We start from the raw sequence: 23,511 nt of genomic DNA, 5'->3' as shown, positions 1-23,511 counted from the left end.
ATACCGCGGATCAGAACAATGAAGATCAAGAACTCGCTTAAAGCGCTTAAGGCCCGTCACCGCGATAACCGCCTGGTTCGCCGCAAGGGTCGCGTTTACATCATCAACAAGGCTAACCCGCGTTTCAAGGCTCGTCAGGGCTGATCGGCGGTCGAACCGGCATGATCTTGTTATCGCCGGCTCCTGAAGATCACTTTCTCGAAAACCTTCGAAATTTCGGTTTCCACTAGAGCGCATGCGGATTACCTTATCTGCATGCGCTTTTTCCGTTTGTCCCTCGCGATTCTTCTGACCAGCCTTGCGGCCTTGGCCCCTGCCCTTGCGCAGGAGAGCATGCCTCAAGGTTCTGAAAGCGCCAAGCCGGCGCCTACAGAAGCACAGGCTGCCGCCAACGCGCCTTCCGCCCATGCCACGCAGCAGACGCTGTTTGACGCCCTGAAGCGCGAGCGCGATGCCGACAAGGCCCGCAGCATCGCCCAGCAGATCGTCTCCAACTGGCGACAGTCCGGCAGCGCCACGGTCGATCTCCTGATGCAGTGGGCGTCCAAATCCGTCAACGACAAGAACAATGGTGCAGCGCTCGATTTTCTCGATCAGGTGACGGTGCTGCAGCCGGATTATGCGGAAGCCTGGAACCGGCGCGCCACACTGCATTACACGATGGGCGACTTGCGCAAATCCATGGCCGACATCAATCAGGTTCTGCGCAAGGATCCGCGCTATTTTCCAGCCATTGCCGGCATGGCGACGATCCTCACCGATTCGGGCGAGGACGCGCTTGCCCTGAAGGCATGGGAGCGTTATCTCGCGATTTATCCCGCCGACCGCGATGCCCAGGAGAATATGCTGAAACTCTCCGACAAGCTCGCCGGCAGCCGCACCTGAGGCGCATCCCCTGTCTTATATCCTGATTTCCCTTGCCATTCTCGCCATGCTGCTTGCCGCGGCCTTCGGCTTTACAGCCTTCGAATCGGCCAAAATCGAGCGCGAATTTCCCAATACCGGCACGCTGACCGATATCGGCGGCTATAGCCTCAACGCGCTCTCCGTGGCGCCGGGGCCAAATCCTGACCTTCCGCCCATCGTCTTCATCCACGGCGCCAGCGGCAACCTGCGGGATCAGGAGGCGGCGTTTCGCGCGCCTCTGGAAGGCCGTGCCGAGATGCTGTTCGTTGACCGCCCAGGCCACGGTTATTCCGAGCGCGGCGGGCCGGAAAATGATTTTCCCGATGGCCAGGCGGATGCCATTGCGCGCCTCATGGAAAAGCGCGGCATCGCCAAGGCGATCATCGTTGCGCATTCCTTCGGCGGTGCGATTGCCGCAAGTTTTGCGCTCACCCACCCCGACAAGGTGATCGGCACGGTGTTTCTCTCAGCCGCCACCCACCCCTGGCCGGGCGGCATAGACTGGCATTACCGGCTGACGGCAACGCCGGTCATCGGCTGGCTGTTCAGCCACACGCTGGTGATGCCGGCGGGCATGATGATGCTGGACCCCGCCACGCGCGGCGTCTTCCGCCCCAACCGCCCCCGCGAAAATTATCTCGAAGACGGCGCCCCTGCCCTTGTGCTGCGCCCGGAAACCTTTCGCAACAACGCTACGGATGTCGCAAACCTGCTCTCCTACGTGACGCGCGTTGCGCCGCGCTACACGGAGATCAAAAGCCCGGCGGTGATCATCACCGGCGACAGCGATCCCATCGTGCTCGCCAATATCCACTCAACCGGCCTGAAGCGTGATCTGGAGCATTCGGAACTGATCTGGGTAAAAGGCCTTGGCCACAAGCCGGATTACGTCGTGACAGATCTCGCCATCGCCGCGATTGAAAAGCTGGCGGGCAAGGACCGCGACCTGCAGGCAATTGCCGCGCTTGATGAAAAGCGCCTTGCCGCGGAAAACCTGACGCAGGCGCAGGCCGAGTAAGCGACGCAACGGCGCGGCGGCAACGGTCACCAAAGAAAAAAAGGGGGCGAAATCGGCGCCCCTAACCGAGATGTCCAAGTGGGTACGGGTGCCAGCCCCTTGTAGAATAGGTGTTTGGGGCGGTTTATCTTGCGGGAAATTTCGTCTTGAAGCATTCTGCGCCCTCACCTGCCGCGCCATGCTGGCTTTTTCGACCTTAAAAATTTCAATCGCAAACCGGCGCTGTCATTGGGTTATTTGCGACTGCATAGAAGAGCGGTCATTGATGGGCTATGATTTGTTTTCTAGGTCAAACTAACCCGAGGAAGCCATGGAATTCATGTCTGTTGCCATCTTTGCCGGTGCCCTGCTTCTGAATGCGGGAACGCCAGGCCCGAGCATCGCCGCACTGGTGTCGCGTGTGATCACCAGCGGTTGGCGCGACGTTATTCCTTTTGTCGCTGCCATGTGGATTGGCGAGGTGATCTGGCTCACGATGGCGATGGCTGGACTCACCGCGCTGGCGCAGACATTTCAGTTCGGTTTTCATGTCCTGAAGTGGCTCGGCGTCGCCTATCTCTGCTGGCTGGCGTTCAAGATGTGGCGCAAGCCGGTGGGCGAGGCTGCTGACGATCTTCCTCGACGGGCTTCGCCCTTGTCCATGTTCGGTGCGGGCATGGCGCTCACCCTGGGCAACCCAAAGATCATGGTGTTCTACCTTGCCCTTCTGCCGTCCCTGGTCGACCTTTCGGAGACGGGAGTTCGGGAATGGGCGATCCTCGCCGCCGTCACGCTGATGACGCTGGCTGCGATCGATCTGACCTGGACCTTCCTTGCCCACAAGGCGCGGCTTCTGTTGCGAACCCCTCGTGCCACACGGATTGCCAACCGGATTGGAGCCGTCACTCTGGGCGGGGCAGCCGCCGCTATCGCAACACGAAATTAATCATCGAGATAAGAAAGGCGCCCCTGAGGACCTGCCTGTCCGTGTCGCTCACTCGTCCTCGTCAAACAGTCCGGTCGGCAACCCGTCGAGGCTGATGCGATTCTTTTCCCGCCAGTACTGCTCGATGCCATCGGTGCCTTTGGATCGGGCCCAGGCATCCATCTGCGGACGTTCTTCCCGGTAGTCAAAGAGCGGCACCCCATAACCACAGGATGTCTGGACCATGTGGATATCGAGATGGACCATCTGGCGCGCGCCAAGCGGCGCATTGCCGTTGAAATGCTGCGCAAGCCTTGCGGCAAACTCAGGATCCTCCCGGTGAATGACCCGGCCCGTTCCGTAAAGGCGCATGATCAACGGAGGGCCATCCACGGCACAGAACATGATCGTCAGGCGACCGTCTTCCTTCAGGTGCGCTGCGGTCTCATTGCTGCTTCCCGTTCTGTCGAGATACATCACGGTGGTGTCCGACAGGACCCGGAACATGTCCGTGCTGCGCGGAGACACATTCACATGGCCAACGGGTGCAGCCGATGCCGTAAAAAACAGATGCTGATCGGCAATGAACCGAACATGATGATCATTCAACTGCTGGAATTGTTTTGCCATGGCTGTGCCGAAAGTTTCTCTGGAATGGATCGCGTGCCAAAGCCTCCTGAGCGTCGAGGATCAGCCGAGGCCGCGTCAGCAGACAACAAAAAAGGGGGCGAAAACGGAGCCCCCTTCTTTTAATCCGGTGTCAGACGCCCGACTGGCCGTCGGGGCCGATATAGGCGATGCGCAGCATGTTGGTTGCACCGGGCGTGCCAAGCGGCACGCCAGCCGAAATGATGACGCGGTCGCCCGGCTTGCCGAACCCTTCGGAGGCGACGATGCGGCAGGCCTTGTTGACCATGTCGTCCATGTCAGCCGGCTCTTCGGCCACCACGCAGTGCAGGCCCCAGACGACCGACAGGCGACGGGCCGTCTGGACGATGGGCGACAGCGCGATGATCGGCACCTGCGGGCGCTCGCGGGCGGCGCGAAGACCGGTCGTGCCTGAAGAGGTATAGGTGACGATGGCCGACAGTTTCAGCGTTTCGGCAATTTGGCGGGCGGCGAGCGAAATCGCATCGGCGCCGGTTGCTTCCGGCTGCGGGCGCTGCGCGTAGATGATGTTGGAATAATACGGGTCTTTTTCGACCGTGCTGGCAATCGAGGCCATGGTCGAGACGGCTTCGACCGGATACTGGCCGGACGCCGATTCGGCAGACAGCATGATCGCATCGGCGCCTTCGAAGACGGCCGTTGCAACGTCGGAGACTTCGGCGCGCGTCGGAACGGCGGCGGTGATCATCGATTCCAGCATCTGCGTGGCAACGACCACAGGCTTGCCGGCACGACGACATGCGCGGGTCAACTGCTTCTGCAGGCCGGGAACCGCTTCCAGCGGCATTTCGACGCCGAGATCGCCACGGGCGACCATCAGTGCATCCGACAGCTCGATGATTTCCTCGATACGCTCGATGGCCTGCGGCTTTTCGATCTTCGACATCAGGCCGACGCGGCCGCGCGAGATCTTGCGCACTTCCGCCAAATCCTCAGGACGCTGCACGAAGGAGAGAGCAACCCAATCCACCTCGTTGGTGGCAAGCACGGCGTCGAGGTCCAGACGGTCCTTGTCGGTCAACACGCCGACGGCGAGCAGCGTATCGGGAAGGCTCACGCCCTTGCGGTCGGAGATCGAGGTGCCGGAAACAACCGTGGTGACAATGCTCTTGCCATCGCATTTTTCAGCGCGCAGGTGCAGCTTGCCATCGTCGATCAGCAGGCGATCGCCCGGCTTCACCGATTCCAGAATTTCCGGATGCGGCAGGAACACGCGGTTGGTATCACCCGGCGCTTCGTTATTGTCGAGCGTAAAGGTCTGGCCGGCAACCAGCGTGACCTTCGTTTCGGCAAATTTGCCGACGCGCAGTTTCGGGCCCTGAAGGTCGGCCAAAATGCCGATCGGGCGGCCACAGCGGGCTTCGACAGACCGGATACGGGCGATCAATGTGCGCATCACGTCATGGCTGGCATGGCTCATGTTGATGCGGAACAGATCGGCGCCGGCCTGATGCAACTTCTCGATCATCGCCTCTTCGGAAGACGCCGGTCCGAGGGTTGCGAGGATCTTTACTTTGCGGTTGCGCTTCATCAATTCTGGCCTTCTTGCGTACCCGGTGTATCAGACAGCTGGACCATCCAGCTTCCCTGACGACCGGTGTCATATTCCTTGAAACCCATGCGCTGGAAACCGCGGGCAAAGCAGTCCCCGACGCCGGTGATCTTGAACTCGTTTTCGGCGACGCACATGTTGACGTCGCCGGTCCAGCGGCCGCCGCGTGCGGCATCCTCCGCGTAGAGATAATAATAGCGAGACTGCAACTCGCCCTCGATCAGTGTGGCGCAGCTGGAGGCGGGAACCTGCCACCAGCCTTCCGAAATCCATCCCTCGCCGGCGCGGTAGCCAATCGCCACCCCGACAAGGTTCTGCGTGCCGTTGCACACACGAAAATCAGCATGCGCGACATCGGCAATCATGACGGCGGGAACACTGACAAAAGCAAACGCAAGCGAGGGCAGCAATTTCAGCGATATCTGGGACAATAGACTTTTCGACACGGCTTCCGCTGGGACTCCATGAGAGATCATATGCACTGTCTTCGCCTGCCGTCGGTGGAAAGTCAATGAAATCTAATCGATTATAAGTGCGTGGTTACCGGTTGACTTCATCAGACACGCGCTTGCGCGGGGGGCCTCTGGCATGCGAACAGCATGGGTTAGAGACATCTTAAATCAGGCAAGCGGATGGCGATGCAGACTTTCAGTTCGCATGAAGTGATACACGGCAATCGTGACAGCGGCATGGTGCTTCTGGGTGACCATGCGATGAACCGGCTGCCACCTCGCTATGGCACGCTCGGGCTTGATGCGAGCGCCTTCGAGCGTCACATCGCCTACGATATCGGCGTCGAGGGGCTGACGCGCGAGCTTGCGGCGCGTCTTGGCGTTCCAGCCGTCATCTCCTGCTTTTCGCGCCTGTTGATCGATCCGAACCGCGGCGAGGATGACCCGACGCTGATCATGAAGATCTCCGACGGCGCGATCATCCCCGGCAATCATCGGATAACGCCGGACGAATGGCAGCACCGGCTGGACACCTATCACCGGCCCTATCACCATGCCGTGGAAGAGGAATTGCAGGCGGTGGCGCAGGCAAGCGGCAAGGCACCGCTGGTGCTGTCGCTGCATTCCTATACGCCGGCCTGGAAGGGCATCCCCCGCCCCTGGCATGCGGCGGTTCTGTGGGACACGGATGACCGGGCTGTTCTGCCGCTTCTTGATCTTCTGCGCCGCCCCGGTGATATCCTTGTGGGAGATAACGAACCTTATGATGGTGCGCTGAAGGGCGATACGATGTATCGTCACTGCATGGAAAAAGGTCGGGCGCATGCGCTTCTGGAAGTGCGCCAGGATCTGATCGGCGACGCAGACGGGATTTCGGCCTGGTCAGACCGCCTCGCGCCGATCTTTGCCGAATTGAACGCGGATCCTCGCCTTCACCAAACGCAACTCTTTGCCTCGCGCACCGGGCCTTATGCCTGACAGACGCGGCAGAAGGAGATTTCGATGACAGACTTGAGCGAACAGCAGCGCATGGAACTGGAGGCGGCAGCCTTTCGCCGGTTGGTGCAACACCTTCGCGACCGTACCGACGTGCAGAACATCGACATGATGAATCTCGCCGGCTTCTGCCGCAACTGCCTGTCCAACTGGTACCGGGAGGCGGCCGAGGAAAAAGGCCTTCCCGTCAGCAAGGACGCCTCGCGCGAAATGGTCTATGGCATGCCCTACGAGGACTGGAAAAACCTGCACCAGGGCGAGGCCGACGCCACACAAAAAGCGGCATTTGCCCTCAACACCCCGCACAAATAAACCACGGTGTTTGCGAAACGCCTTGACCTTGCCGGGACTTCACGGCAGGTGACACCACTCACACAGATCGCCCTTTTAGAAACAGGAGACCCCGATGTCTGATGCTGCCCACGGCGTCGCCCGTGACCAACTCCGCGCCTTTGTCGAGCGCATCGAACGGCTGGAAGAAGAAAAGAAGACCATCGCCGACGACATCAAGGACGTCTATGGCGAAGCCAAATCGATGGGCTTCGACACCAAGATCCTGAAAAAGGTCATCGCGCTTCGCAAGAAGGACGAGCAGGAGCGGATGGAAGAGGACTTGATCCTCGACACCTATCTCGCCGCTCTCGGCATGGTGCTGGCGCCTGAAGAAGAAGCCGCATAATCGTCTTTTAAAACTCTGCGCATACGAAAAGGCCCGCCGTTCACATCTGAAACGGCGGGCCTTTTCTGTTGTATCCGGCAGATACGAGCCTTACGGCTTCACCTGGTTTGCGCCGCTGAAACGGTTGGGGTCTACCGCCACGGCCGCCGAGACCGGCCGGAAACCACCGCTATAGGCTGCGGAATATTCGCTGTTCAGGGCGCGGGTGATCAGGCGCGGCGCCTTCATGGAGGCGACGGCTTCGGTGCGATTGTTGGCGCTTGCCCATTGGGCCAGCATATGGCCAGTCAGCACCTTCGGCCCGGGCGTTGCCGGATTGCCGCCAAGTTTGGTGACCGCGCCGCCCTTCACCACCTTGGTCGGGCCGGGTTTTGCAGCGGGCTTCGGCGTATCAAAACCGTCGTTGAACACCATGGCACCACTTGCCGCAGGGCTTGGCGAAGCCGACGCCATCTGCATCGGTTTTTCAAGCCGGGCAGGTTTTTCAACAGGCACTGCCGGGGTTCTCGAATAGTCGGCGCTTGCCGCAAGGCTTGCCACCAGTTCCGGCGTCAATTCACGCTGTTCGGAGGCGGATGCCACGGCTGGCGGCGGCGCAGGTGGCGCAGCAGACAGGCTGGCGGTCCGGGCTGCTGCCGGGGCTGCGATCTCCGGCCGGTGGGCCGGCACCGGAATGGCTGCCATCAACATCGGATCGCCTTCGCCCGGACCGGCAGAAGCGGTCATCAGGCCGGTTGCCTCCGCATCCCCCTTGAGGCCACGCGGGCCGAGCAGGGTCGGAACGGGAATACTCATGCTGGCCAGATCGACGAAGGTTTCACCCGGCGCGTCCGGGCGCGCCATCGGCAGAACCGGGGTGGCCGGCAGAGCCGCCTGCAGCGCATCCTGGGCGGCATTGCGCGGTGGCTGGTAAAGTGCAGTCGCCAAAGCGCCCTGCGATTGCGGGCCTGCCTGCAATTGCTGGAGATCCGGGCGCGAAACCGGAACGGGGGCTGCAACATTCGGCATGGCGGGTGCTGCAGACGCCACGGCAACGGGCGCCTCTTCGTCGGGTTCGGCAGCAACCGGAGCTGGCGGTATATTGCGTTGGGCCCTGGCGACGGGTGCTGCAACCGATTCGGAATCTTCCTCCTCGTCGGCACCACCGCCAAACAGCATTGCCGCCAGCGTGTTCTGGCGTTTTGCGCGCGTCGCCGTCGAACCGCCTGCCGTGCTGGCCAGCTGGATGGAATCGGAGGAAACGCGGCGTTTGTAATCTGCAACCGCCTGCTCATAACCCGGCAACGGATTGCCATCGGCCGGCAGGTGCATGGTATTGCCCTTGGGGAAAAGCTGCACCAGTTCCTGGCGCGACATGCGCGGCCAGGCGCGCACGCCTCCCACATCCAGATGCACAAAAGGCGAACCGGAGGTCGGATAATAACCAACGCCGCCCACCTGCATCTGCATGGCAATGCCGCGCAGGGTGGCCAGCTTCACGCCGGGAATGAAAAAGTCCATCGCCTTGCCCAGCATGTGCTGGCTGCTTTTTGCAACGCCCTTGGTGCGCGAGCGCAACATGCCGTTGGTGGCCGGCGAGCGATACGCGGAAACGACGTGGATGTAATCGGTGGCACCGGAACGGCGATAGACTTCCCAGACGAGATCGAAGAGGCGCGGATCCATGCGTGTCGGCTCGTTGCGGCGCCAGTCACGCAGGAAGCGGTTGATTTCCTGCAGGCCCTTCGGGTCATACCGCCCGTTGCGCTTGAAGGTGATCTCAGCCCGTTCGCCGGTGTGGACGAAATAAAGCTTCAACGTGCGTGTTTCGCCGGCCGCTGCCGCCGTGGATGCCGGAACGGCGACCGCCGACACGATGAGTGCCAGCGACATGAAAACAGCGGTTATACGCTTGACGAAAGACCGGACCATGCGCGCCAGGGGACGCCGTCCGTTGTCACCCGTAGGCGTTGAATGTGCATACTGATACGGCAAGTCGTTCCCCGTCTGATTGACAGCATCCGGTGCTGCCTCACATGACCGTGAATTGCGTTTACACGATGGCAAATGTGCCACACATGCACACGCGCTACTTTCTTAGTCAATAAATGACTACCGAAAGGTTGACGAGGTGTAACAAAACATACTTGCCTGAAAATTAACAGACCCGCATCTGCCCCAGGGGACCAAGCGAACGCGGCATGCCGCGTCCGGTCTGTTTGTCATGGATCGTCCGGTTGAGGCGACGTGGGGTTTACGCCGCCTCCTTCAAAGGGTCGTCAGGGTCTATCCCGTAATCCTTGAGCTTGCGGTAGAGCGTCGAGCGGCCGATGCCGAGCTTGCGCGCCACCTGGCTCATCTGCCCGCGATAGAATTTCAGCGCAAAGCGGATCAACTCCTCTTCCACATCGGCAAGCTTTCGCACTTCGCCGGCGTCATCGGTGCTCACGATGATGTTCTCGGGTCCCCCGAACATCTGCGTCAGCGCCGATTCGGCGCGGGCAAGGCGCAAGGCCTCCGACATGGCCGCTTCGGCCGGGTCGTTGTCTATTGTGATATCGTTCGCAATCGCCGTTGCGCGCAGTTCCGGGCTCTGGAAATCCGGAATCTGGGCAGCAATCTGCGGAAAATCCTTTTCCGTCAGTTCCGGCCCTTCGGCCAGCACCACGGCGCGGAAGATGGCGTTTTCCAGCTGGCGGATATTGCCGGGCCAGTCATAGGCGGTCAGAAGCGCCATGGCGCCGGCCCCCACCTGCAGCACGTGCTCCAGCTTCTGTTCGCTCGAAAAGCGCTGGGTAAACACCCGCGCCAGATGCGGAATGTCTTCCTTGCGACGGCGCAGCGCCGGAATGGTGATCGGGAAGACGTTCAGGCGATAATAGAGATCCTCGCGGAAGCGTCCGGCGCGAACCTCTTCGATCAGATCCCGGTTGGTCGCTGAAATCAGCCGCACATCCACCTTCTGCACCTTGGCGGCACCGACGGTTTCAATCTCGCCCTGCTGCACCGCGCGCAGAAGTTTCACCTGCACATCCAGCGGCAGATCACCGATTTCATCCAGGAACAGGGTGCCGCCATCGGCTTCCATGAACTTGCCGGTGTGGCGTTCGGTCGCGCCGGTGAAGGCGCCCTTCTCATGCCCGAACAGGATGCTTTCGACGAGATTGGAGGGAATGGCGCCGCAATTGACCGTGATGAACGGTTTTGAGGCCCGCTCGCCGCTGGCCTGGATGGCGCGTGCGATCATTTCCTTGCCAACGCCCGATTCGCCCTCAAGCACGACCGGAATGTTGGAATGCGACGCGCGCTGCGCCAGATCGATCACCCGCAGCATGTCCGGGCTTGCCGAGACGATATCGCCGAAACTGACATTGGCGGGCTTTACGCCGCGCACCGCGCGCACCTTTGCCTCGCGGTGATCGAGCTTCAGCGCATTGGAAATGGAGGCAGCGATGCGTTCCGGCGAAACCGGCTTCACCACGAAATCAAAAGCGCCGGCCCGCATGGCCTGCACCACGGTCTCGATACCGCCCTGCCCCGTCTGGACGATGACGGGAATATCGATACCCATTTCGCCGGTGGCCTGAAGGAAACCGAGGCCATCCAGCTCCGGCATCATCAGATCCAGCACGATGACGTTGAACTGTGTTGGGTTTCTCTTGAGGAACTCAAGAGCGATGCGGCCGTTCTCGGCAAGATGCGCCGCATGGCCATACCGCTCGACCGCGTTCTTCAAGAGGCGCCGCTGAACCGGATCATCGTCGACAACAAGAATATGGGCCGTCATGCTCGCTCCAAAATCATGTCCTTGTCCCACAGCGGGACCCTGTATGCAAGGTTGTGTCACGCGGGCTTAAACATCCCGTTTTGAGAAATGCTTGCATTTTACCTGCCGCCCGTGAAAACAACCAAATTAAAGACAGACGAGAGAGAACAGGGAGCCAGAACGTGACATCCACCACTTTCACCCACCACAAAAACCTCCTCCGACACATGCGTTTCGCAGCAGCAGACGCTGTTTCCTCGATCACGGCCGATGCCGCCCTAGGTAACTTGCCCACCTGGCGGCTGGAAGATCTCTATCCGTCCCGCGATAGCGCAGTATTTGTTAACGATGTTTCGCGTGCGGATGCAATGGCCCTTGCATTCGAAATAAAGTGGAAAGGCAAACTTGCCGATGCTGCGGCCAAGACTGGCACCGAGGGACTGGGGGCCGCAATCGCCGAATATGAAGCGATTGACGACCTTGTGGGCAAGATCGGCTCCTTTGCCGGCCTCACCTATTTTTCCGATACGTCCAATCCCGCCAATGGCAAATTCTACGGCGACATCCAGTCGAAACTGACCGATCTGTCCGCGCATCTGCTGTTCTTCGCGCTGGAACTGAACCGAATCGCGGATGATGTTGTCGAGACCTGCCTTGGTCGTGACCCGCAAGCCGCCCATTACGCACCGTGGCTGCTCGATCTTCGCAAGGACAAGCCGTTCCAACTGGAGGACCGGCTGGAACAGCTGTTTCTCGAAAAATCCATGACGAGTGCGGCCGCTTTCAACCGCCTCTTCGACGAGACGATGGCGGAACTGCGCTTCGAGATCGACGGCGAGATGCTGCCGCTGGAGCGCACGCTGAACCTCCTGCAGGAACCGGATGGCGAAAGCCGCGCCAAGGCAGCTGCCGCCCTTTCCAAAACTTTTGGGGAAAACCTGCGCGTCTTCACCCTCATCACCAATACGCTCGCCAAGGACAAGGAAATTGCCGACCGCTGGCGCGGCTTTGAGGACATTGCTGATTCGCGCCATTTGTCGAACAGGGTCGAGCGCGAGGTGGTCGATGCGCTGGCCGCTGCCGTCAAGGAGGCCTATCCGCGCCTGTCGCATCGTTATTATGCGATGAAGGCCAAATGGCTGGGCATGGAGCAGATGAATTTCTGGGATCGCAACGCCCCGCTGCCGGAAACACCGAAGGCGCTGATCCCCTGGAGCGATGCGCAGGAGATGGTGCTTTCCGCCTACGGCCAGTTCTCGCTCGACATGGCCGGCATTGCCCGCCGTTTCTTCGACGAGCAGTGGATCGATGCGCCGGCCCGTCCCGGCAAGGCACCCGGCGCCTTTGCCCATCCCGTTGTGCCCTCCGCGCACCCTTACGTGCTGGTCAATTATCTCGGCAAACCGCGGGACGTGATGACGCTTGCCCACGAGCTTGGCCATGGCGTGCATCAGGTGCTGGCCGGTGGACAGGGCGCGCTGATGTGCCAGACGCCGCTGACGCTTGCGGAAACCGCTTCCGTGTTCGGCGAAATGCTGACATTTCGCGCGCTCCTGGAAAAGACCACCGATCCGCGCGAGCGAAAAGCGATGCTTGCGCAGAAGGTGGAGGACATGATCAACACGGTCGTGCGCCAGATCGCCTTTTATGATTTCGAGCGCAAGCTGCACACGGCCCGCAAGGAGGGTGAACTCACCTCCGAGCAGATAGGCGAACTGTGGCTGTCCGTGCAGCAAGAAAGCCTCGGCCCGGCCATCCGCATTTCCGAGGGTTACGAGACCTGGTGGACCTATATCCCCCACTTCATCCATTCGCCCTTCTACGTTTATGCCTATGCCTTTGGCGACTGCCTGGTGAACTCGCTTTATGCCGTCTACCAGAACGCCGAGGAGGGTTTTCAGCAAAAGTACTTCGATCTCCTGAAGGCCGGCGGCACCAAGCACCATTCCGAACTTCTCGCCCCCTTCGGCCTCGACGCCACGGACCCGACCTTCTGGTCGAAGGGCCTGTCGATGATCGAGGGCCTGATCGACGAGCTGGAGGCGCTTGACAAGCAGTTGCAGGCAGACCGACAGGCCTGACGAGCAAAAACCATGCGCCCCTGCCCTTGCAAGGGGCGCATGGTGCCCCCTGTTTTCTCCTGTCCCGCTGCGATAACAAGGCAAAAGCCGCAACCAGCCGGGACCGAGATCCCGCCCCATCAGGACAATGCAGACCAAAACCCCCTTTGCCCTTTTCCGCGACGACCGCGCCGGAAAAAGCCTCGTCTTTGACCGGCCGCTGGAGATCATCACGGCCCGCACGGCCGAGGAGATCCGGCCGGCACTGGCGCGTCTGGAAGCGGCACGACAGGACGGGCAGTGGCTTGCCGGCTATCTCTCCTATGAAGCCGGCCATGTGTTCGAGGAAAAGCTTGCGCCGCTGATCGTGGCGAACCGGGACACGCCGCTGATTGCCATGGGCATTTTTGAAGGCCCCGCCGACGAGGCGCATCCGCTGTCGCGCCCGCCTGATAACATCGTGTCCGACGACGAGGCCGAAGCGCCCTTCATCACCGATCCGCACGCTGCATGGGATCTTGCGACGTATCGCGAACGCTTCGAGGCGCTGCACGCCCATATCCGCCGGGGCGATTGTTACCAGGCAAACCTCACCATGCCGATCACGGCCCGCTGGAGCGGCGATCCCGTCGCCGCCTTCTGGTCGCTCGTGGCCCGCCAGCCGGTGCGTTATGGCGCGCTGATCGATTTCGGCGGCCCAAAGATCCTGTCGCGCTCGCCGGAACTGTTCTTCAAGGTGGATGAAGACGGTTTTATTGAAACGCATCCGATGAAGGGCACGGCCGCGCGGGGAAAGACGGCCGAGGAGGACAAGGCCATCATTGCCGCGATGCTGTCGGACGAAAAAACGCAGGCCGAAAACCGCATGATCGTCGATCTCCTGCGCAACGACGTCTCGGCGATTTCTGAGGTGGGCACGCTCACCGTGCCAAAGCTGTTCGACATCGAAACCTATCCGACGGTCCACCAGATGGTGAGCCATGTCAGGGCAAAACTCCTTGAGGGCATCGGCCTGCCGGACATTCTTGCCGCCCTCTTTCCCTGCGGCTCGATCACCGGTGCGCCCAAGATGTGGGCAATGCAGATTCTGGCCGGGCTGGAAGAGGGGCCGCGCGACATCTATTGCGGGGCGATCGGCTGGTGCGATCCGAAGGGGCCAATGCGTTTTTCAGTGGCCATCCGCACACTGACCCTTTTCAACACCGGAAATGCCGTCTTCAATGTCGGCGGCGGCATTGTCTACGATTCGAAGGCCGAGACGGAATATGAAGAATGTCTGCTAAAAGCGCGCTTCGCAGTAAGCCATCAGCCGATTTCTCGCTGATCGAGACCCTGCGCTGGGAACCAGACGCGGGCTTCCTGCGACTCGACCAGCACCTGCGCCGGCTTGCCCGCTCGGCCGATGCGCTGGGATTTCGCCAGCCGCAGGATGCGCCGGCACTGCTTGCAGACGCCGTCAGCGGCGACACCCCCTTGCGGGTGCGCCTCACCATGACCTATCGCGGCAAAATCGAGATTACCGCGACACCTTTTGTCGCGGAACCGCCGGAAAAAATCTGGCGCCTGCGCATCGCCCGCCAGCGGCTGTCCTCCGACGATACACTCTACCGCCACAAGACGACACGGCGCGAGCCTTATGAGGCGGCACGGGCGGAATTTTCGAGCGACGAAGCCGACGAGGTTCTGCTGCTCAACGAGCGCGGCGAGCTTTGCGAGGGCACCATCACCAATCTGTTTGTCGAAGCCGAAGACGGGCAGCTGCTGACCCCCCCGCTTAACAGCGGCCTCTTGCCCGGCATCCTGCGCGCCGACCTCATCCGCGAACGCAAGGCCCGTTCAGAGACGTTGCGGCCGGCGGATCTGAAAGGTCGCCGGATCTTTGTCGGCAATTCGCTACGGGGGCTGATGGCAGCGGAACTGGTGACGGAAAGCTGAGGCGGGGCGACTGTCAGGTCAAGACGGTTCTCGGCTTTCTGCGTCGCGCATCGAAAACCTCTAGAATTTCGGTTGCCTCCGGGGTGATCCTGTAAATCAGGACATAGACCGAACCGCCAACGACAAGTCGTCTGTATCCAGGCCTCGCAAGAGCTGTGCCCAGGTGAGGATTTGCCGCCAGCAGTTCCGCCGTCTCGACCATCTCGGCTGCGAAACGCCGGGCGGCCGGCGGATGGTGAACACCAATATAGTTTCGGATCGAGACCAGATCCTGAACTGCAAGCCTAGCCCAGAGGACGGGCATGGTCAGGATGGTTTTCGGATGTCAGCCACCGGTGCATCGGTTTCATCGGCTGTGCCCCAAGTCTTCAGCCAACCAAGAACGGTTGCGTTGGAGACGAAAAGTTCTGGCTCCTGAACAACTGCGTCTCGCGCATCGAGATAATCGCTCAGCGCCTCAGTCGCGATATCCGACATCGGGCGTTGCGTCCGGCGCGAGAGGGCATCGAGGCGACGGAGAACATCGGCAGGGATCTCAACATCAGCGGTTTGTTTCATTGATCAGCATCCCGTTTGCTTGACGACAAGATTAGCAATACCGATGCTGGGCAGCAAATGAAGATTGAGTGTTTCATGTCCTCTCTGCCCTACACCCCCTATGACGGCTCGTCGCAACCCTTCTCCATCGGGCTTTCGCAGCTTGAGGCGGAGAACTGGATTGAGCCGGATGAGCGGCTCGGCGCCGCTCTCCAGGAAAAGGCGCGCCTGCTGGGTGAGCACCGCGAGGCCATCTTTCGTGCCGAGCCGGGGACGCAAGAGGCGCAGCAGGAATTGTTGGCACTGCTCTCTAATTATCTGCCGGCGCGCTATCCCGAGATTTATCGCCTTGCCGATAAACGGATGGAGATTGCCGGTGCGCAGGATGTGGACATTGCCAATGAGGCGATGCCCGCACTCATCCGAGCGGGCCTGCTGGTGGCCGATGATCTCGTTCTGATGCGGCGTGGCGAAAACGGCTGGCGTATTGCCGCCGCCTTTGTTGCCTTCCCCTCCTCCTGGTCGCTGGAGGAAAAATTCGGGCGGGTGATGGATGAAGTCCATGCCGACGTGCCGGATTTTGAAGGTGGCAGTCGCAATGCCGAGCTGATCAACCGCATGTTCGACAAGCTGCCCGGCGACCGGTTGGTCAGCCGGATGAACTGGTCGGTGAATGCCACCCATGACCTTTTCCTTCCGAAATCCAAGAGCCAGCGGGTCATGGCCGATGTGGCCCCTCATGCGCATTTTTTGCGCGTCGAGCGTCAGACGCTCCGCAAGCTGCCAGGCTCGGGCGATATCGTTTTCACCATCCGCATCTATCTCGATCCGCTGGCACAGCTGGCCCGCGAGCCGGATGCGGCCCGGCTCATGACATCGCTTGCGGCACAACTTGCGGCAATGACCCCGGAACAGGCCGCCTACAAGGGGCTGTCGCACAAACGCCCGGCGATGATCGCGCTTTTGCAGAAAGCCGCGGAAACCGGTGATTATTCGCCGCTTCTGCCATAGGCTTGTTGTGTTCGCCCTCTTTATTGTGAAGGCGTTTTATGATCTAGACCGCCGCCAATCAGCGCATGCGAAACTTGCGTAGGAAACACGGTCCTCAGCGGCACCAAGCCGCGGGCCGAAGGAGCAACAGATGACTGAAACTACCCATCCGGTTTATGCCGAAATCACCGGGCCCATCGTCATGATCGGCTTCGGCTCCATCGGCCGCGGCACCCTGCCGCTCATCGAGCGTCACTTCAAGTTCGACAAGAGCCGGATGGTCGTCATCGACCCGCGCGAAGAACCGTCCGACATGGCGATCCTTGAAAAGCACGGCGTGCGCCACATCAAGGCGCATGTGACCAAGGAAAACTACAAGGAACTGCTGAAGCCGCTCCTGACCGAAGGCGAAGGCCAGGGCTTTTGCGTCAACCTGTCGGTCGATACCGGCTCGCTCGACCTGATGAAGCTGTGCCGCAAGCTAGACGTGCTCTACATCGATACCGTCGTTGAGCCCTGGCTCGGTTTCTACTTCGACAAGAACATGAAGAATTCCGAGCGCACCAATTATGCGCTGCGCGAAACCGTGCGCACCGAAAAGCGCAAGAACCCCGGTGGCACGACCGCCGTTTCCACCTGCGGCGCAAATCCGGGCATGGTCTCCTGGTTCGTCAAGCAGGCGCTGGTCAACCTTGCCAACGATACCGGCCTGAAGTTCGACGAGCCGGACCAGAACGACCGCGAAGGTTGGGCCAAGCTGATGAAGAAGCTCGGCGTCAAGGGCATTCACATTGCCGAACGCGACACGCAGCTGACCAAACATCCGAAGCCGCTGAACGTCTTCTGGAACACCTGGTCGGTCGAAGGCTTCATCTCGGAAGGTCTGCAGCCGGCAGAACTCGGCTGGGGCACGCACGAAAACTGGATGCCGAAGAACGCCAAGAAGCACAAGAAGGGCTGCAAGGCCGCCATCTATCTGGAACAGCCCGGCGCCAACACCCGCGTGCGCACCTGGTGCCCGACGCCTGGCCCGCAATACGGCTTCCTCGTCACCCACAACGAATCCATCTCGATTGCCGATTATTTCACGGTCGAGAAGGACGGCGAAGTCGTTTATCGCCCCACCTGCCATTATGCCTATCACCCGGCCAATGACGCGGTTCTCTCCTTGCACGAAATGTTCGGCAATGGCGGTCACCAGCAGCCTGTCCTGCACGTTCTCGACGAGGACGAGCTGGAGGAAGGCATCGACGAACTCGGCGTGCTGCTCTACGGCCACGAGAAGAATGCCTACTGGTTCGGCTCGCGCCTGTCGCTGGAAGAAACCCGCCGCATTGCCCCTTACCAGAACGCAACCGGCCTGCAGGTAACGTCTGCGGTTCTCGCCGGCATGGTCTGGGCGCTGGAAAACCCGAACGCCGGCATCGTTGAAGCCGACGAAGTCGATTACAAGCGTTGCCTTGAAGTGCAGTCGCCTTATCTCGGCCCGGTTGAAGGCCACTATACCGACTGGACCCCGCTTGACGGTCGCCCGGGTCTCTTCCCGGAAGATCTCGACGAGAAAGACGCCTGGCAGTTCAAGAACATCCTGGTTCGCACCTGATCCTTGAACCCTCCCCGGCAGTCAGCCGGGGAAAACAGGTCAAAACCTTGCAAGGCGGACTGTGCAACCGCCCGCCTTGCATTAGATTAAGGGTTCGCAGCATCGTGGCCGACCGCACGATGCATCCGAATCGCGGGAGACCACGTTATGAAGATCAAACAGAGCCTCGTGCTCGTGTCCGCCGCCCTGATGCTGAGCGCCTGCGTATCGCAGCCGACGCAACGTGCGCTTCCCCCTGTTGCACAGCCGCAGGGCGTAGACGGCAGCTGGGTCGATCCGAACGGCATCGTATCCACCTTCCAGGGCGGCACATTCAGCACACGCTCGACGGACAACAACGCGCTTCTGGCCAGCGGCACCTACACCAATGTGTCGCCGACGCTGGTGGAGATCAACATGACCTCCATCGTGCGCCAGACCCAGTCGCGTGTGAACTGCGCGCTTGTTTCGCCAAGCCAGCTCAACTGCACCGCCGATACCGGCTCGCAGTTCTCGCTGACCCGTCGCGGCTGACGCCACCGTTATCCACAGCCGTCTCATTTCGCAAAACCCCGCTTCGGCGGGGTTTCGTGTTTTGATTGTACGCCACGCCTCCTGCACCATTGTCATATTTCGCTTGAAGTCGCTTTCCCTTGATGGAAACATGAAAAGCGAAACGGGTGTCACAAACCAAAACTACAATCAGGCGGAACAGCGCGTCGACACCGCGCCTTGCAACAGGAGCAGACCAGGATGATCAGACGTATAGGTTTCAGTGTAATCGCAGCGACGGTGCTCGCTCTGTCCTCCGGGGTGGCCTTTGCCGATTACCAGCTCGATATCCTGCACATCAACGATCTGCACTCGCGCATCGAGGCGATCAACAAGTCCGACGCCACCTGCTCGCAGAAGGAAGCCGACGCCAAGGAATGCTTCGGCGGCATTGCGCGCGTCAAAAGCGCCATCGATGGTTTCCGCAAGGACAATGCGGGCGCAAACATCATCGTTCTCGATGCCGGTGACCAGTTCCAGGGCTCGCTCTATTACTCCACCTTCAAGAGCGCCCCGGTTGCCGATTTCATGAACGGCATCGGCTTTGACGCCATGGCAATCGGCAACCACGAATTCGACGACGGCCCGGAAGAGCTTAACAAATTTATCGGCGCGCTGAAATTCCCGATCATCTCCGGCAATACCATCGCCAAGAAGGGCTCGCTGCTCGACGGCAAATACAAGGGTTATGTGGTGAAGGACATCGGCGGCCAGAAGGTCGCCGTCGTCTCGGTTCTGGCAACCGATAGCGGCGAAACCTCCTCGCCCGGCCCGGATATCTCGTTCGAAGATGAAATCACCTACCTGAAGAGCGCCGTTGCCGACCTGCAGGGCCAGGGCGTCAACAAGATCATTGCGCTCACCCATGTCGGCTACAACAAGGACAAGGAAATTGCCGCTGCCGTTGACGGTATCGACGTGGTGGTTGGCGGCCACAGCCATACCTACCTGTCCTCCACCGACCCGAAATCCTCCGGCCCCTATCCGACGCTCGTCAAGAACCCGTCTGGCGCCGAAATCCCTGTCGTGACGGCTTATGCCTATTCGAAATATCTCGGCGAACTGAAGGTGACCTTCGACGACAAGGGCGTGGTGAAATCCGCAACCGGTGCGCCAAAGCTGCTCGACGCGTCCGTCACCCCGGATGAAGCCTATACCGCCAAGGTCAAGGAGCTTGGCGCACCGCTGGAAGAGCTGAAGAAGAAGGTTGTCGGCACGTCCGAAGGGCTGATCGATGGCGACCGCAAGTCCTGCCGCGCCGTCGAGTGCTCGATGGGCAATCTCGTGGCGGATGCGTCGCTTGCCAAGGTCAAGGAACAGGGGATCACGATTGCTATCGTCAACGGTGGTGGTCTTCGCGCCTCCATCGACCAGGGCGATGTGACGATGGGCGAAGTGCTGACGGTTCTGCCGTTCCAGAACACCATCGCAACCTTCCAGATCAAGGGTGCAGACCTGGTGGCAGCGCTTGAAAACGGCACGAGCCAGATGGAAGATGGCGCTGGACGTTTTGCGCAAGTCGGCGGCATGAAATATTCGTTCGACCGCTCCAAGCCGGTCGGCAGCCGCGTCAGCGCGGTGATGGTCAAGGAAGGCGATGCCTTTGTTGCCATCGATCCGGCCAAGACCTACGGCGTCGTTACCAACAACTATGTGCGCGGCGGCGGCGATGGCTTCAAGATGTTCGCAACCAACGCGGTCAACCCTTACGACTTCGGGCCGAACCTCGAACAGGCCGTGGCTGACTACATTGCCGCCAACTCGCCCTACAAGCCTTATACGGACGGCCGCATCACCGACCTGACGCCGGCCGGTTATGTCGCGCCTGCCAAGGCTCCTGCTGCTGCTGCCCCCGCTCCGGCAACGCCTGCTCCGGCTGCTCCGGCTGCCCCTGTTGCTGCCCCCGCAGCGGCTCCAGCCCCTGCTCCGGCTGCTGCCGCTCCGGCTGCACCGGCACCGGCTGCCGCTTCGGCACCGAAGACATACACGGTCGTCAAGGGCGATTCGCTCTGGAAGATTGCTGAAAGCACCTATGGCGATGGCGAGGCATGGTCGAAGATTGCCAAGGCCAACACGCTGCGCAACCCCAACATCATCGCCATCGGCGCTGAACTGGAACTGCCGGCGAAGTAACCGCAGGTCTTTAAGGACCAATTGCCACGCGCAAGAAACCGGTCCGGGGCTTCCCCGGGCCGTTTTTTATTTCTAGATAGAACCGATTGCATCCGATCTGCGTAACCATCGGTGCATCCACACGACATGTCCGGGAAAACTTTCGATGATGAACGCCGCTGAAAATCACCTTCCGTCCGATCACCCTCCGGTTCGCTTCGGCAAGGTTGGCGTTCTCCTGGTCAATCTTGGCACGCCTGACGGCACCGATTACAAGTCGATGCGGCGTTATCTCGCGGAATTCCTGACAGACCGGCGCGTCATCGAATGGTCGCGGCTGCTCTGGTATCCGATCCTCTACGGTATCGTTTTGAACAAGCGCCCACAAAAGGTCGGCGAGGCCTACAAGAGCATCTGGAACAACGATCTCGACGAAAGTTACCTGCGCACCTACACCCGCAGTCAGGCCGAAAAACTCGCCGAATCGCTGAAAGATCTGCCGCATGTACATGTCGATTGGGCCATGCGCTACGGACAGCCCGCGATCCAGGCAAAGATGGACGAGATGCAGAAGGCGGGATGCGAAAAGATCCTGCTCTATCCGCTCTATCCGCAATATGCGGCGGCAACGACTGCAACCGTCAATGACGAGGCCTTCAAGGCGCTTCTCAAAATGCGCTGGCAACCGGCGCTGCGCACCGTGCCCCGGTACCATGACGATGCCGTTTATGTCGACGCGCTCGCCAACTCCATCGAGCAGCATCTGGCCAAGCTCGACTGGGAACCGGAACTGGTGATCACCTCCTATCACGGCATTCCGATGTCATACTTCAAGAAGGGCGATCCCTATCACTGCCAGTGCTACAAGACGACGCGCCTGCTGCGTGACCGTCTCGGCTGGCCGAAGGAAAAGCTGATGCTGACCTTTCAGTCGCGCTTCGGGCCGGAAGAATGGCTGCAGCCCTATACGGACAAGACGGTGGAACAGCTCGCCAAGGACGGCGTCAAGCGCATTGCCGTGCTGAACCCCGGCTTCGTCTCCGACTGCCTGGAAACGCTGGAAGAAATTGCCGAGGAAGCCGGCGAGATCTTTCTGCACAATGGCGGCGAGAAATTCACCCATATCCCCTGTCTCAACGACAGCCCCGATGGCATGCGCGTGATCGAGCATGTGGTGCGCAACGAGCTTAAAGGCTGGGTGTAAGGGCAAAGACAGGCGGCGGCCGGCCCAACCGGCGCCGATTGATCCGGTCTCAGGCGTCGAGACTGATCTCGTCACCATCATCAGGGATGAGCAGGCGCACGGCCAAAATTCCTGCGGCATCGGCGGCCGTCCGCAGATCGGCACGGCTGGTGGTGGCGTGATCGAGCGCTTCCATATGGGTGGCAATCACGGTTGAGAAGGGTGCGGCCTTGCAAAGTTCGACCGTCTGAACCGCATCCATGACAATCAGGTCGCCATCCCAGAGCGCTCCGCAGGAATGCGTGACGATCACATCCGGGCGTATCATCGCCACCTGATCGAGAACGGGCGGATAAAGCACCGTATCGCCCGCCCAGTAGATTTGAGGCTCGCCGGGTGCTTTGAGCGAAAGACCCATGACGGAGCCCATCTTTGCACGCACCGGCCCCAGGCCATGGCTGCCCTGTTGGCGGGTGATGGTGATGCCCTGCCACTGAACGCTGTCGTCCAGCGGCGTGACGTCGCGAAAGCCTGCCGCCCGGATCGTCTCCTCATCGCCGGGCTGGCAAAGGATCGGCAGCTTCTTTGGCAACCGTGCCTTGGCAACGCTGTCGAAGTGATCCGAATGAAGATGCGAGACGATCACCAGTTCGACGCCGTCGAGAATATCCTCGATGGAACACGGCAGCTCGACCAGCGGGTTCGGCGACTTGCCCATGAAGGAGGGCAGGCTGTGGCGCGGGGCGAGATACGGATCGATCAGGATCGTGCGCCCGCCATAGACAAGTTTCAGCGTCGCATTGCGGATCAGCTGCAGTTTCATCAGGCACTCTCCGTGACGAGGCCGCAGGCATCCGGCGCAAGGGCGAAAAAATGCGTCAGCGTCAGCTTGTGCTGCAAGCCGATCGACCGGGCAAGCTGCAAGGATGCAAGGTTCGTCTCTTCCACGACATAGCGGCCCTGCAGGCTGCGCCTCTCCAGTTCGGCAAAGGCTGCGCGCACCACGCGGGCGGCATGGCCCTTGCGGCGCGCATCGGGACGGGTGGAGAGGCCGCCGACTTCCCAGAGGTCGCCACTATTCTGGAAGGCGAAACAGACCGAAACGGCAGAACCTTCGTGGCAAGCCTCCACCACGAAGGCGCAACCGGTTTTGAGAAGCGGCATCAGCCAGTCGCGTTCATAACCCCTGGCTTCAAACAGCGACCACGCGTCCGGCGAAAGATCGCCGGTTATCGGTGCCAGCAGATCAGGTTCGGCCGATCGAACCGGACCGTGACCTGTAAAAGACAGGAAGCTTGTCGTGCGCTGAAGATCAAACTCCTCTGCCACCACCGCGCGATCCGCCTCTTCGCCAAGCTTGAACACGAGGCTGACATCACGGGGGATATGGGCAAGCAACCGGGTCGTCAGTTCCGGGCCGTCGCTGGCGATGAAGCAGACGAACCGGGCCTCGGGATAGGTCTCGCGATCATAGGCACTGGCGTTCACGCGCAGGAGAACCAGAACCGCCTCGCCGGATTGTCCCCGCACATGAAAAGCTTGGGTGTCCTGCGGGCAGGCATGCAGATATTTTGAAAGGGAAATCGTCCTGAGCGGCTGGCGGCTCAGATAGGTCAACACATCGTTTGTCATGGCGCAG

Annotated in this window: 24 protein-coding genes; 15 read left to right on the top strand and 9 right to left on the bottom strand. The window is 60.5% G+C overall.

Annotated elements, in window-relative coordinates; genetic code table 11:
• Positions 1-18: 18 nt before the first annotated feature.
• The 4 genes from ykgO to AC4CWH_RS01795 all read left to right on the top strand — a co-directional run bounded on the left by ykgO (position 19) and on the right by AC4CWH_RS01795 (position 2,849).
• Positions 19-144, top strand: a complete 126-nt coding sequence (ykgO, locus tag AC4CWH_RS01810; RefSeq protein ID WP_062279996.1) for a type B 50S ribosomal protein L36 — start codon at positions 19-21, stop codon at positions 142-144.
• A gap of 111 nt (positions 145-255) precedes the next feature.
• Positions 256-885, top strand: coding sequence for a hypothetical protein (locus AC4CWH_RS01805; RefSeq protein WP_491320142.1), 630 nt, complete (start codon positions 256-258; stop codon positions 883-885).
• A 46-nt stretch (positions 886-931) separates the two neighbouring features.
• On the top strand, positions 932-1,924 hold the full coding sequence (locus AC4CWH_RS01800; RefSeq protein ID WP_491320141.1) for an alpha/beta fold hydrolase: 993 nt from the start codon (positions 932-934) through the stop codon (positions 1,922-1,924).
• 310 nt (positions 1,925-2,234) lie between these two features.
• Positions 2,235-2,849: a LysE family translocator gene (locus tag AC4CWH_RS01795; protein ID WP_491320140.1), complete on the top strand. Its 615-nt coding sequence runs from the start codon at positions 2,235-2,237 to the stop codon at positions 2,847-2,849.
• 48 nt (positions 2,850-2,897) lie between these two features.
• Here AC4CWH_RS01795 and AC4CWH_RS01790 read toward each other — a convergent pair whose 3' ends face one another.
• The 3 genes from AC4CWH_RS01790 to AC4CWH_RS01780 form a co-directional block, all read right to left on the bottom strand.
• Entirely contained in the window at positions 2,898-3,458 is a 561-nt protein-coding gene (locus AC4CWH_RS01790; protein WP_491320139.1) for a pyridoxamine 5'-phosphate oxidase family protein, read from the bottom strand.
• Between the two features lie 130 nt (positions 3,459-3,588).
• Positions 3,589-5,028, bottom strand: coding sequence for a pyruvate kinase (pyk, locus tag AC4CWH_RS01785; RefSeq protein WP_491283922.1), 1,440 nt, complete (start codon positions 5,026-5,028; stop codon positions 3,589-3,591).
• On the bottom strand, positions 5,028-5,459 hold the full coding sequence (locus AC4CWH_RS01780; protein ID WP_491285207.1) for a DUF1036 domain-containing protein: 432 nt from the start codon (positions 5,457-5,459) through the stop codon (positions 5,028-5,030). Before AC4CWH_RS01780 ends, pyk begins: the two co-directional genes overlap by 1 nt.
• A 228-nt stretch (positions 5,460-5,687) precedes the next feature.
• Between AC4CWH_RS01780 and AC4CWH_RS01775 the strand changes: the two genes are divergently transcribed.
• The 3 genes from AC4CWH_RS01775 (at position 5,688) to AC4CWH_RS01765 (ending at position 7,176) form a co-directional block, all read left to right on the top strand.
• Entirely contained in the window at positions 5,688-6,479 is a 792-nt protein-coding gene (locus AC4CWH_RS01775) for an N-formylglutamate amidohydrolase (protein ID WP_491321328.1), read from the top strand.
• Between the two features lie 24 nt (positions 6,480-6,503).
• Positions 6,504-6,809 (top strand): DUF1244 domain-containing protein, encoded by a 306-nt coding sequence (locus AC4CWH_RS01770; protein WP_491320138.1) that lies wholly within the window; start codon positions 6,504-6,506, stop codon positions 6,807-6,809.
• Between the two features lie 94 nt (positions 6,810-6,903).
• Positions 6,904-7,176: a DUF2312 domain-containing protein gene (locus AC4CWH_RS01765; protein ID WP_491283920.1), complete on the top strand. Its 273-nt coding sequence runs from the start codon at positions 6,904-6,906 to the stop codon at positions 7,174-7,176.
• Between the two features lie 90 nt (positions 7,177-7,266).
• On the opposite strand, the gene AC4CWH_RS01760 is transcribed toward AC4CWH_RS01765, so the two are convergent.
• Together AC4CWH_RS01760 and AC4CWH_RS01755 are read right to left on the bottom strand one after the other, a co-directional pair.
• Positions 7,267-9,048 (bottom strand): peptidoglycan L,D-endopeptidase MepK, encoded by a 1,782-nt coding sequence (locus AC4CWH_RS01760; RefSeq protein ID WP_491320137.1) that lies wholly within the window; start codon positions 9,046-9,048, stop codon positions 7,267-7,269.
• Positions 9,049-9,409: 361 nt separating this feature from the next.
• On the bottom strand, positions 9,410-10,942 hold the full coding sequence (locus AC4CWH_RS01755) for a sigma-54-dependent transcriptional regulator (RefSeq protein ID WP_491283917.1): 1,533 nt from the start codon (positions 10,940-10,942) through the stop codon (positions 9,410-9,412).
• A 206-nt stretch (positions 10,943-11,148) separates the two neighbouring features.
• Between AC4CWH_RS01755 and AC4CWH_RS01750 the strand changes: the two genes are divergently transcribed.
• From AC4CWH_RS01750 to AC4CWH_RS01740, 3 genes are all read left to right on the top strand, one after another.
• Complete coding sequence (locus tag AC4CWH_RS01750) at positions 11,149-13,002, top strand: M3 family oligoendopeptidase (protein ID WP_491321327.1); 1,854 nt, start codon at positions 11,149-11,151, stop codon at positions 13,000-13,002.
• A gap of 127 nt (positions 13,003-13,129) precedes the next feature.
• Positions 13,130-14,305 carry an aminodeoxychorismate synthase component I gene (locus AC4CWH_RS01745; protein WP_491320136.1) on the top strand — a complete coding sequence of 392 codons (1,176 nt, stop codon included), beginning with the start codon at positions 13,130-13,132 and terminating at the stop codon, positions 14,303-14,305.
• Entirely contained in the window at positions 14,254-14,916 is a 663-nt protein-coding gene (locus tag AC4CWH_RS01740) for an aminotransferase class IV family protein (protein ID WP_491320135.1), read from the top strand. Before AC4CWH_RS01745 ends, AC4CWH_RS01740 begins: the two co-directional genes overlap by 52 nt.
• Before the next feature lie 13 nt (positions 14,917-14,929).
• On the opposite strand, the gene AC4CWH_RS01735 is transcribed toward AC4CWH_RS01740, so the two are convergent.
• Entirely contained in the window at positions 14,930-15,220 is a 291-nt protein-coding gene (locus AC4CWH_RS01735) for a type II toxin-antitoxin system RelE/ParE family toxin (RefSeq protein WP_491320134.1), read from the bottom strand.
• A gap of 2 nt (positions 15,221-15,222) precedes the next feature.
• Positions 15,223-15,474 (bottom strand): hypothetical protein, encoded by a 252-nt coding sequence (locus tag AC4CWH_RS01730; RefSeq protein ID WP_491320133.1) that lies wholly within the window; start codon positions 15,472-15,474, stop codon positions 15,223-15,225.
• A gap of 75 nt (positions 15,475-15,549) precedes the next feature.
• Between AC4CWH_RS01730 and AC4CWH_RS01725 the strand changes: the two genes are divergently transcribed.
• The 5 genes from AC4CWH_RS01725 to hemH all read left to right on the top strand — a co-directional run bounded on the left by AC4CWH_RS01725 (position 15,550) and on the right by hemH (position 21,893).
• Positions 15,550-16,464: a heme-dependent oxidative N-demethylase family protein gene (locus AC4CWH_RS01725; protein WP_491320132.1), complete on the top strand. Its 915-nt coding sequence runs from the start codon at positions 15,550-15,552 to the stop codon at positions 16,462-16,464.
• A 130-nt stretch (positions 16,465-16,594) separates the two neighbouring features.
• Complete coding sequence (locus AC4CWH_RS01720) at positions 16,595-18,046, top strand: homospermidine synthase (protein WP_491283911.1); 1,452 nt, start codon at positions 16,595-16,597, stop codon at positions 18,044-18,046.
• 147 nt (positions 18,047-18,193) lie between these two features.
• Positions 18,194-18,559 (top strand): outer membrane lipoprotein Omp10, encoded by a 366-nt coding sequence (gene omp10, locus AC4CWH_RS01715; protein ID WP_491320131.1) that lies wholly within the window; start codon positions 18,194-18,196, stop codon positions 18,557-18,559.
• Between the two features lie 219 nt (positions 18,560-18,778).
• Complete coding sequence (locus AC4CWH_RS01710; protein WP_491320130.1) at positions 18,779-20,710, top strand: 5'-nucleotidase C-terminal domain-containing protein; 1,932 nt, start codon at positions 18,779-18,781, stop codon at positions 20,708-20,710.
• Between the two features lie 148 nt (positions 20,711-20,858).
• A complete protein-coding gene (hemH, locus tag AC4CWH_RS01705; RefSeq protein ID WP_210105667.1) occupies positions 20,859-21,893 on the top strand; it encodes a ferrochelatase in 1,035 nt (344 codons plus the stop codon).
• 49 nt (positions 21,894-21,942) lie between these two features.
• Here the strand turns inward: hemH and AC4CWH_RS01700 are convergent, their stop codons facing one another.
• Together AC4CWH_RS01700 and AC4CWH_RS01695 are read right to left on the bottom strand one after the other, a co-directional pair.
• On the bottom strand, positions 21,943-22,695 hold the full coding sequence (locus AC4CWH_RS01700; RefSeq protein WP_491320129.1) for an MBL fold metallo-hydrolase: 753 nt from the start codon (positions 22,693-22,695) through the stop codon (positions 21,943-21,945).
• Entirely contained in the window at positions 22,695-23,504 is an 810-nt protein-coding gene (locus tag AC4CWH_RS01695; protein WP_491320128.1) for a GNAT family N-acetyltransferase, read from the bottom strand. Before AC4CWH_RS01695 ends, AC4CWH_RS01700 begins: the two co-directional genes overlap by 1 nt.
• Between the last annotated feature and the right edge of the window lie 7 nt (positions 23,505-23,511).

It is taken from the genome of Neorhizobium sp. PAMB6716 (assembly GCF_058242805.1).
The sequence above is the reverse complement of the archived record's forward strand: the minus strand, read 5'-3'. Positions and strand labels throughout refer to the sequence as shown.

Excerpts from the sequence above, each read along its gene's own strand:
- ykgO (WP_062279996.1), top strand. The coding sequence starts at position 19 with ATGAAGATCAAGAACTCGCTTAAAGCGCTTAAGGCCCGTCACCGCGAT.
- AC4CWH_RS01805 (WP_491320142.1), top strand. The coding sequence starts at position 256 with ATGCGCTTTTTCCGTTTGTCCCTCGCGATTCTTCTGACCAGCCTTGCG.
- AC4CWH_RS01800 (WP_491320141.1), top strand. The coding sequence starts at position 932 with ATGCTGCTTGCCGCGGCCTTCGGCTTTACAGCCTTCGAATCGGCCAAA.
- AC4CWH_RS01795 (WP_491320140.1), top strand. The coding sequence starts at position 2,235 with ATGGAATTCATGTCTGTTGCCATCTTTGCCGGTGCCCTGCTTCTGAAT.
- AC4CWH_RS01790 (WP_491320139.1), bottom strand. The coding sequence starts at position 3,458 with ATGGCAAAACAATTCCAGCAGTTGAATGATCATCATGTTCGGTTCATT.
- pyk (WP_491283922.1), bottom strand. The coding sequence starts at position 5,028 with ATGAAGCGCAACCGCAAAGTAAAGATCCTCGCAACCCTCGGACCGGCG.
- AC4CWH_RS01775 (WP_491321328.1), top strand. The coding sequence starts at position 5,688 with ATGCAGACTTTCAGTTCGCATGAAGTGATACACGGCAATCGTGACAGC.
- AC4CWH_RS01770 (WP_491320138.1), top strand. The coding sequence starts at position 6,504 with ATGACAGACTTGAGCGAACAGCAGCGCATGGAACTGGAGGCGGCAGCC.
- AC4CWH_RS01765 (WP_491283920.1), top strand. The coding sequence starts at position 6,904 with ATGTCTGATGCTGCCCACGGCGTCGCCCGTGACCAACTCCGCGCCTTT.
- AC4CWH_RS01760 (WP_491320137.1), bottom strand. The coding sequence starts at position 9,048 with ATGTCGCTGGCACTCATCGTGTCGGCGGTCGCCGTTCCGGCATCCACG.
- AC4CWH_RS01755 (WP_491283917.1), bottom strand. The coding sequence starts at position 10,942 with ATGACGGCCCATATTCTTGTTGTCGACGATGATCCGGTTCAGCGGCGC.
- AC4CWH_RS01750 (WP_491321327.1), top strand. The coding sequence starts at position 11,149 with ATGCGTTTCGCAGCAGCAGACGCTGTTTCCTCGATCACGGCCGATGCC.
- AC4CWH_RS01745 (WP_491320136.1), top strand. The coding sequence starts at position 13,130 with ATGCAGACCAAAACCCCCTTTGCCCTTTTCCGCGACGACCGCGCCGGA.
- AC4CWH_RS01740 (WP_491320135.1), top strand. The coding sequence starts at position 14,254 with ATGTCTGCTAAAAGCGCGCTTCGCAGTAAGCCATCAGCCGATTTCTCG.
- AC4CWH_RS01735 (WP_491320134.1), bottom strand. The coding sequence starts at position 15,220 with ATGCCCGTCCTCTGGGCTAGGCTTGCAGTTCAGGATCTGGTCTCGATC.
- AC4CWH_RS01730 (WP_491320133.1), bottom strand. The coding sequence starts at position 15,474 with ATGAAACAAACCGCTGATGTTGAGATCCCTGCCGATGTTCTCCGTCGC.
- AC4CWH_RS01725 (WP_491320132.1), top strand. The coding sequence starts at position 15,550 with ATGTCCTCTCTGCCCTACACCCCCTATGACGGCTCGTCGCAACCCTTC.
- AC4CWH_RS01720 (WP_491283911.1), top strand. The coding sequence starts at position 16,595 with ATGACTGAAACTACCCATCCGGTTTATGCCGAAATCACCGGGCCCATC.
- omp10 (WP_491320131.1), top strand. The coding sequence starts at position 18,194 with ATGAAGATCAAACAGAGCCTCGTGCTCGTGTCCGCCGCCCTGATGCTG.
- AC4CWH_RS01710 (WP_491320130.1), top strand. The coding sequence starts at position 18,779 with ATGATCAGACGTATAGGTTTCAGTGTAATCGCAGCGACGGTGCTCGCT.
- hemH (WP_210105667.1), top strand. The coding sequence starts at position 20,859 with ATGAACGCCGCTGAAAATCACCTTCCGTCCGATCACCCTCCGGTTCGC.
- AC4CWH_RS01700 (WP_491320129.1), bottom strand. The coding sequence starts at position 22,695 with ATGAAACTGCAGCTGATCCGCAATGCGACGCTGAAACTTGTCTATGGC.
- AC4CWH_RS01695 (WP_491320128.1), bottom strand. The coding sequence starts at position 23,504 with ATGACAAACGATGTGTTGACCTATCTGAGCCGCCAGCCGCTCAGGACG.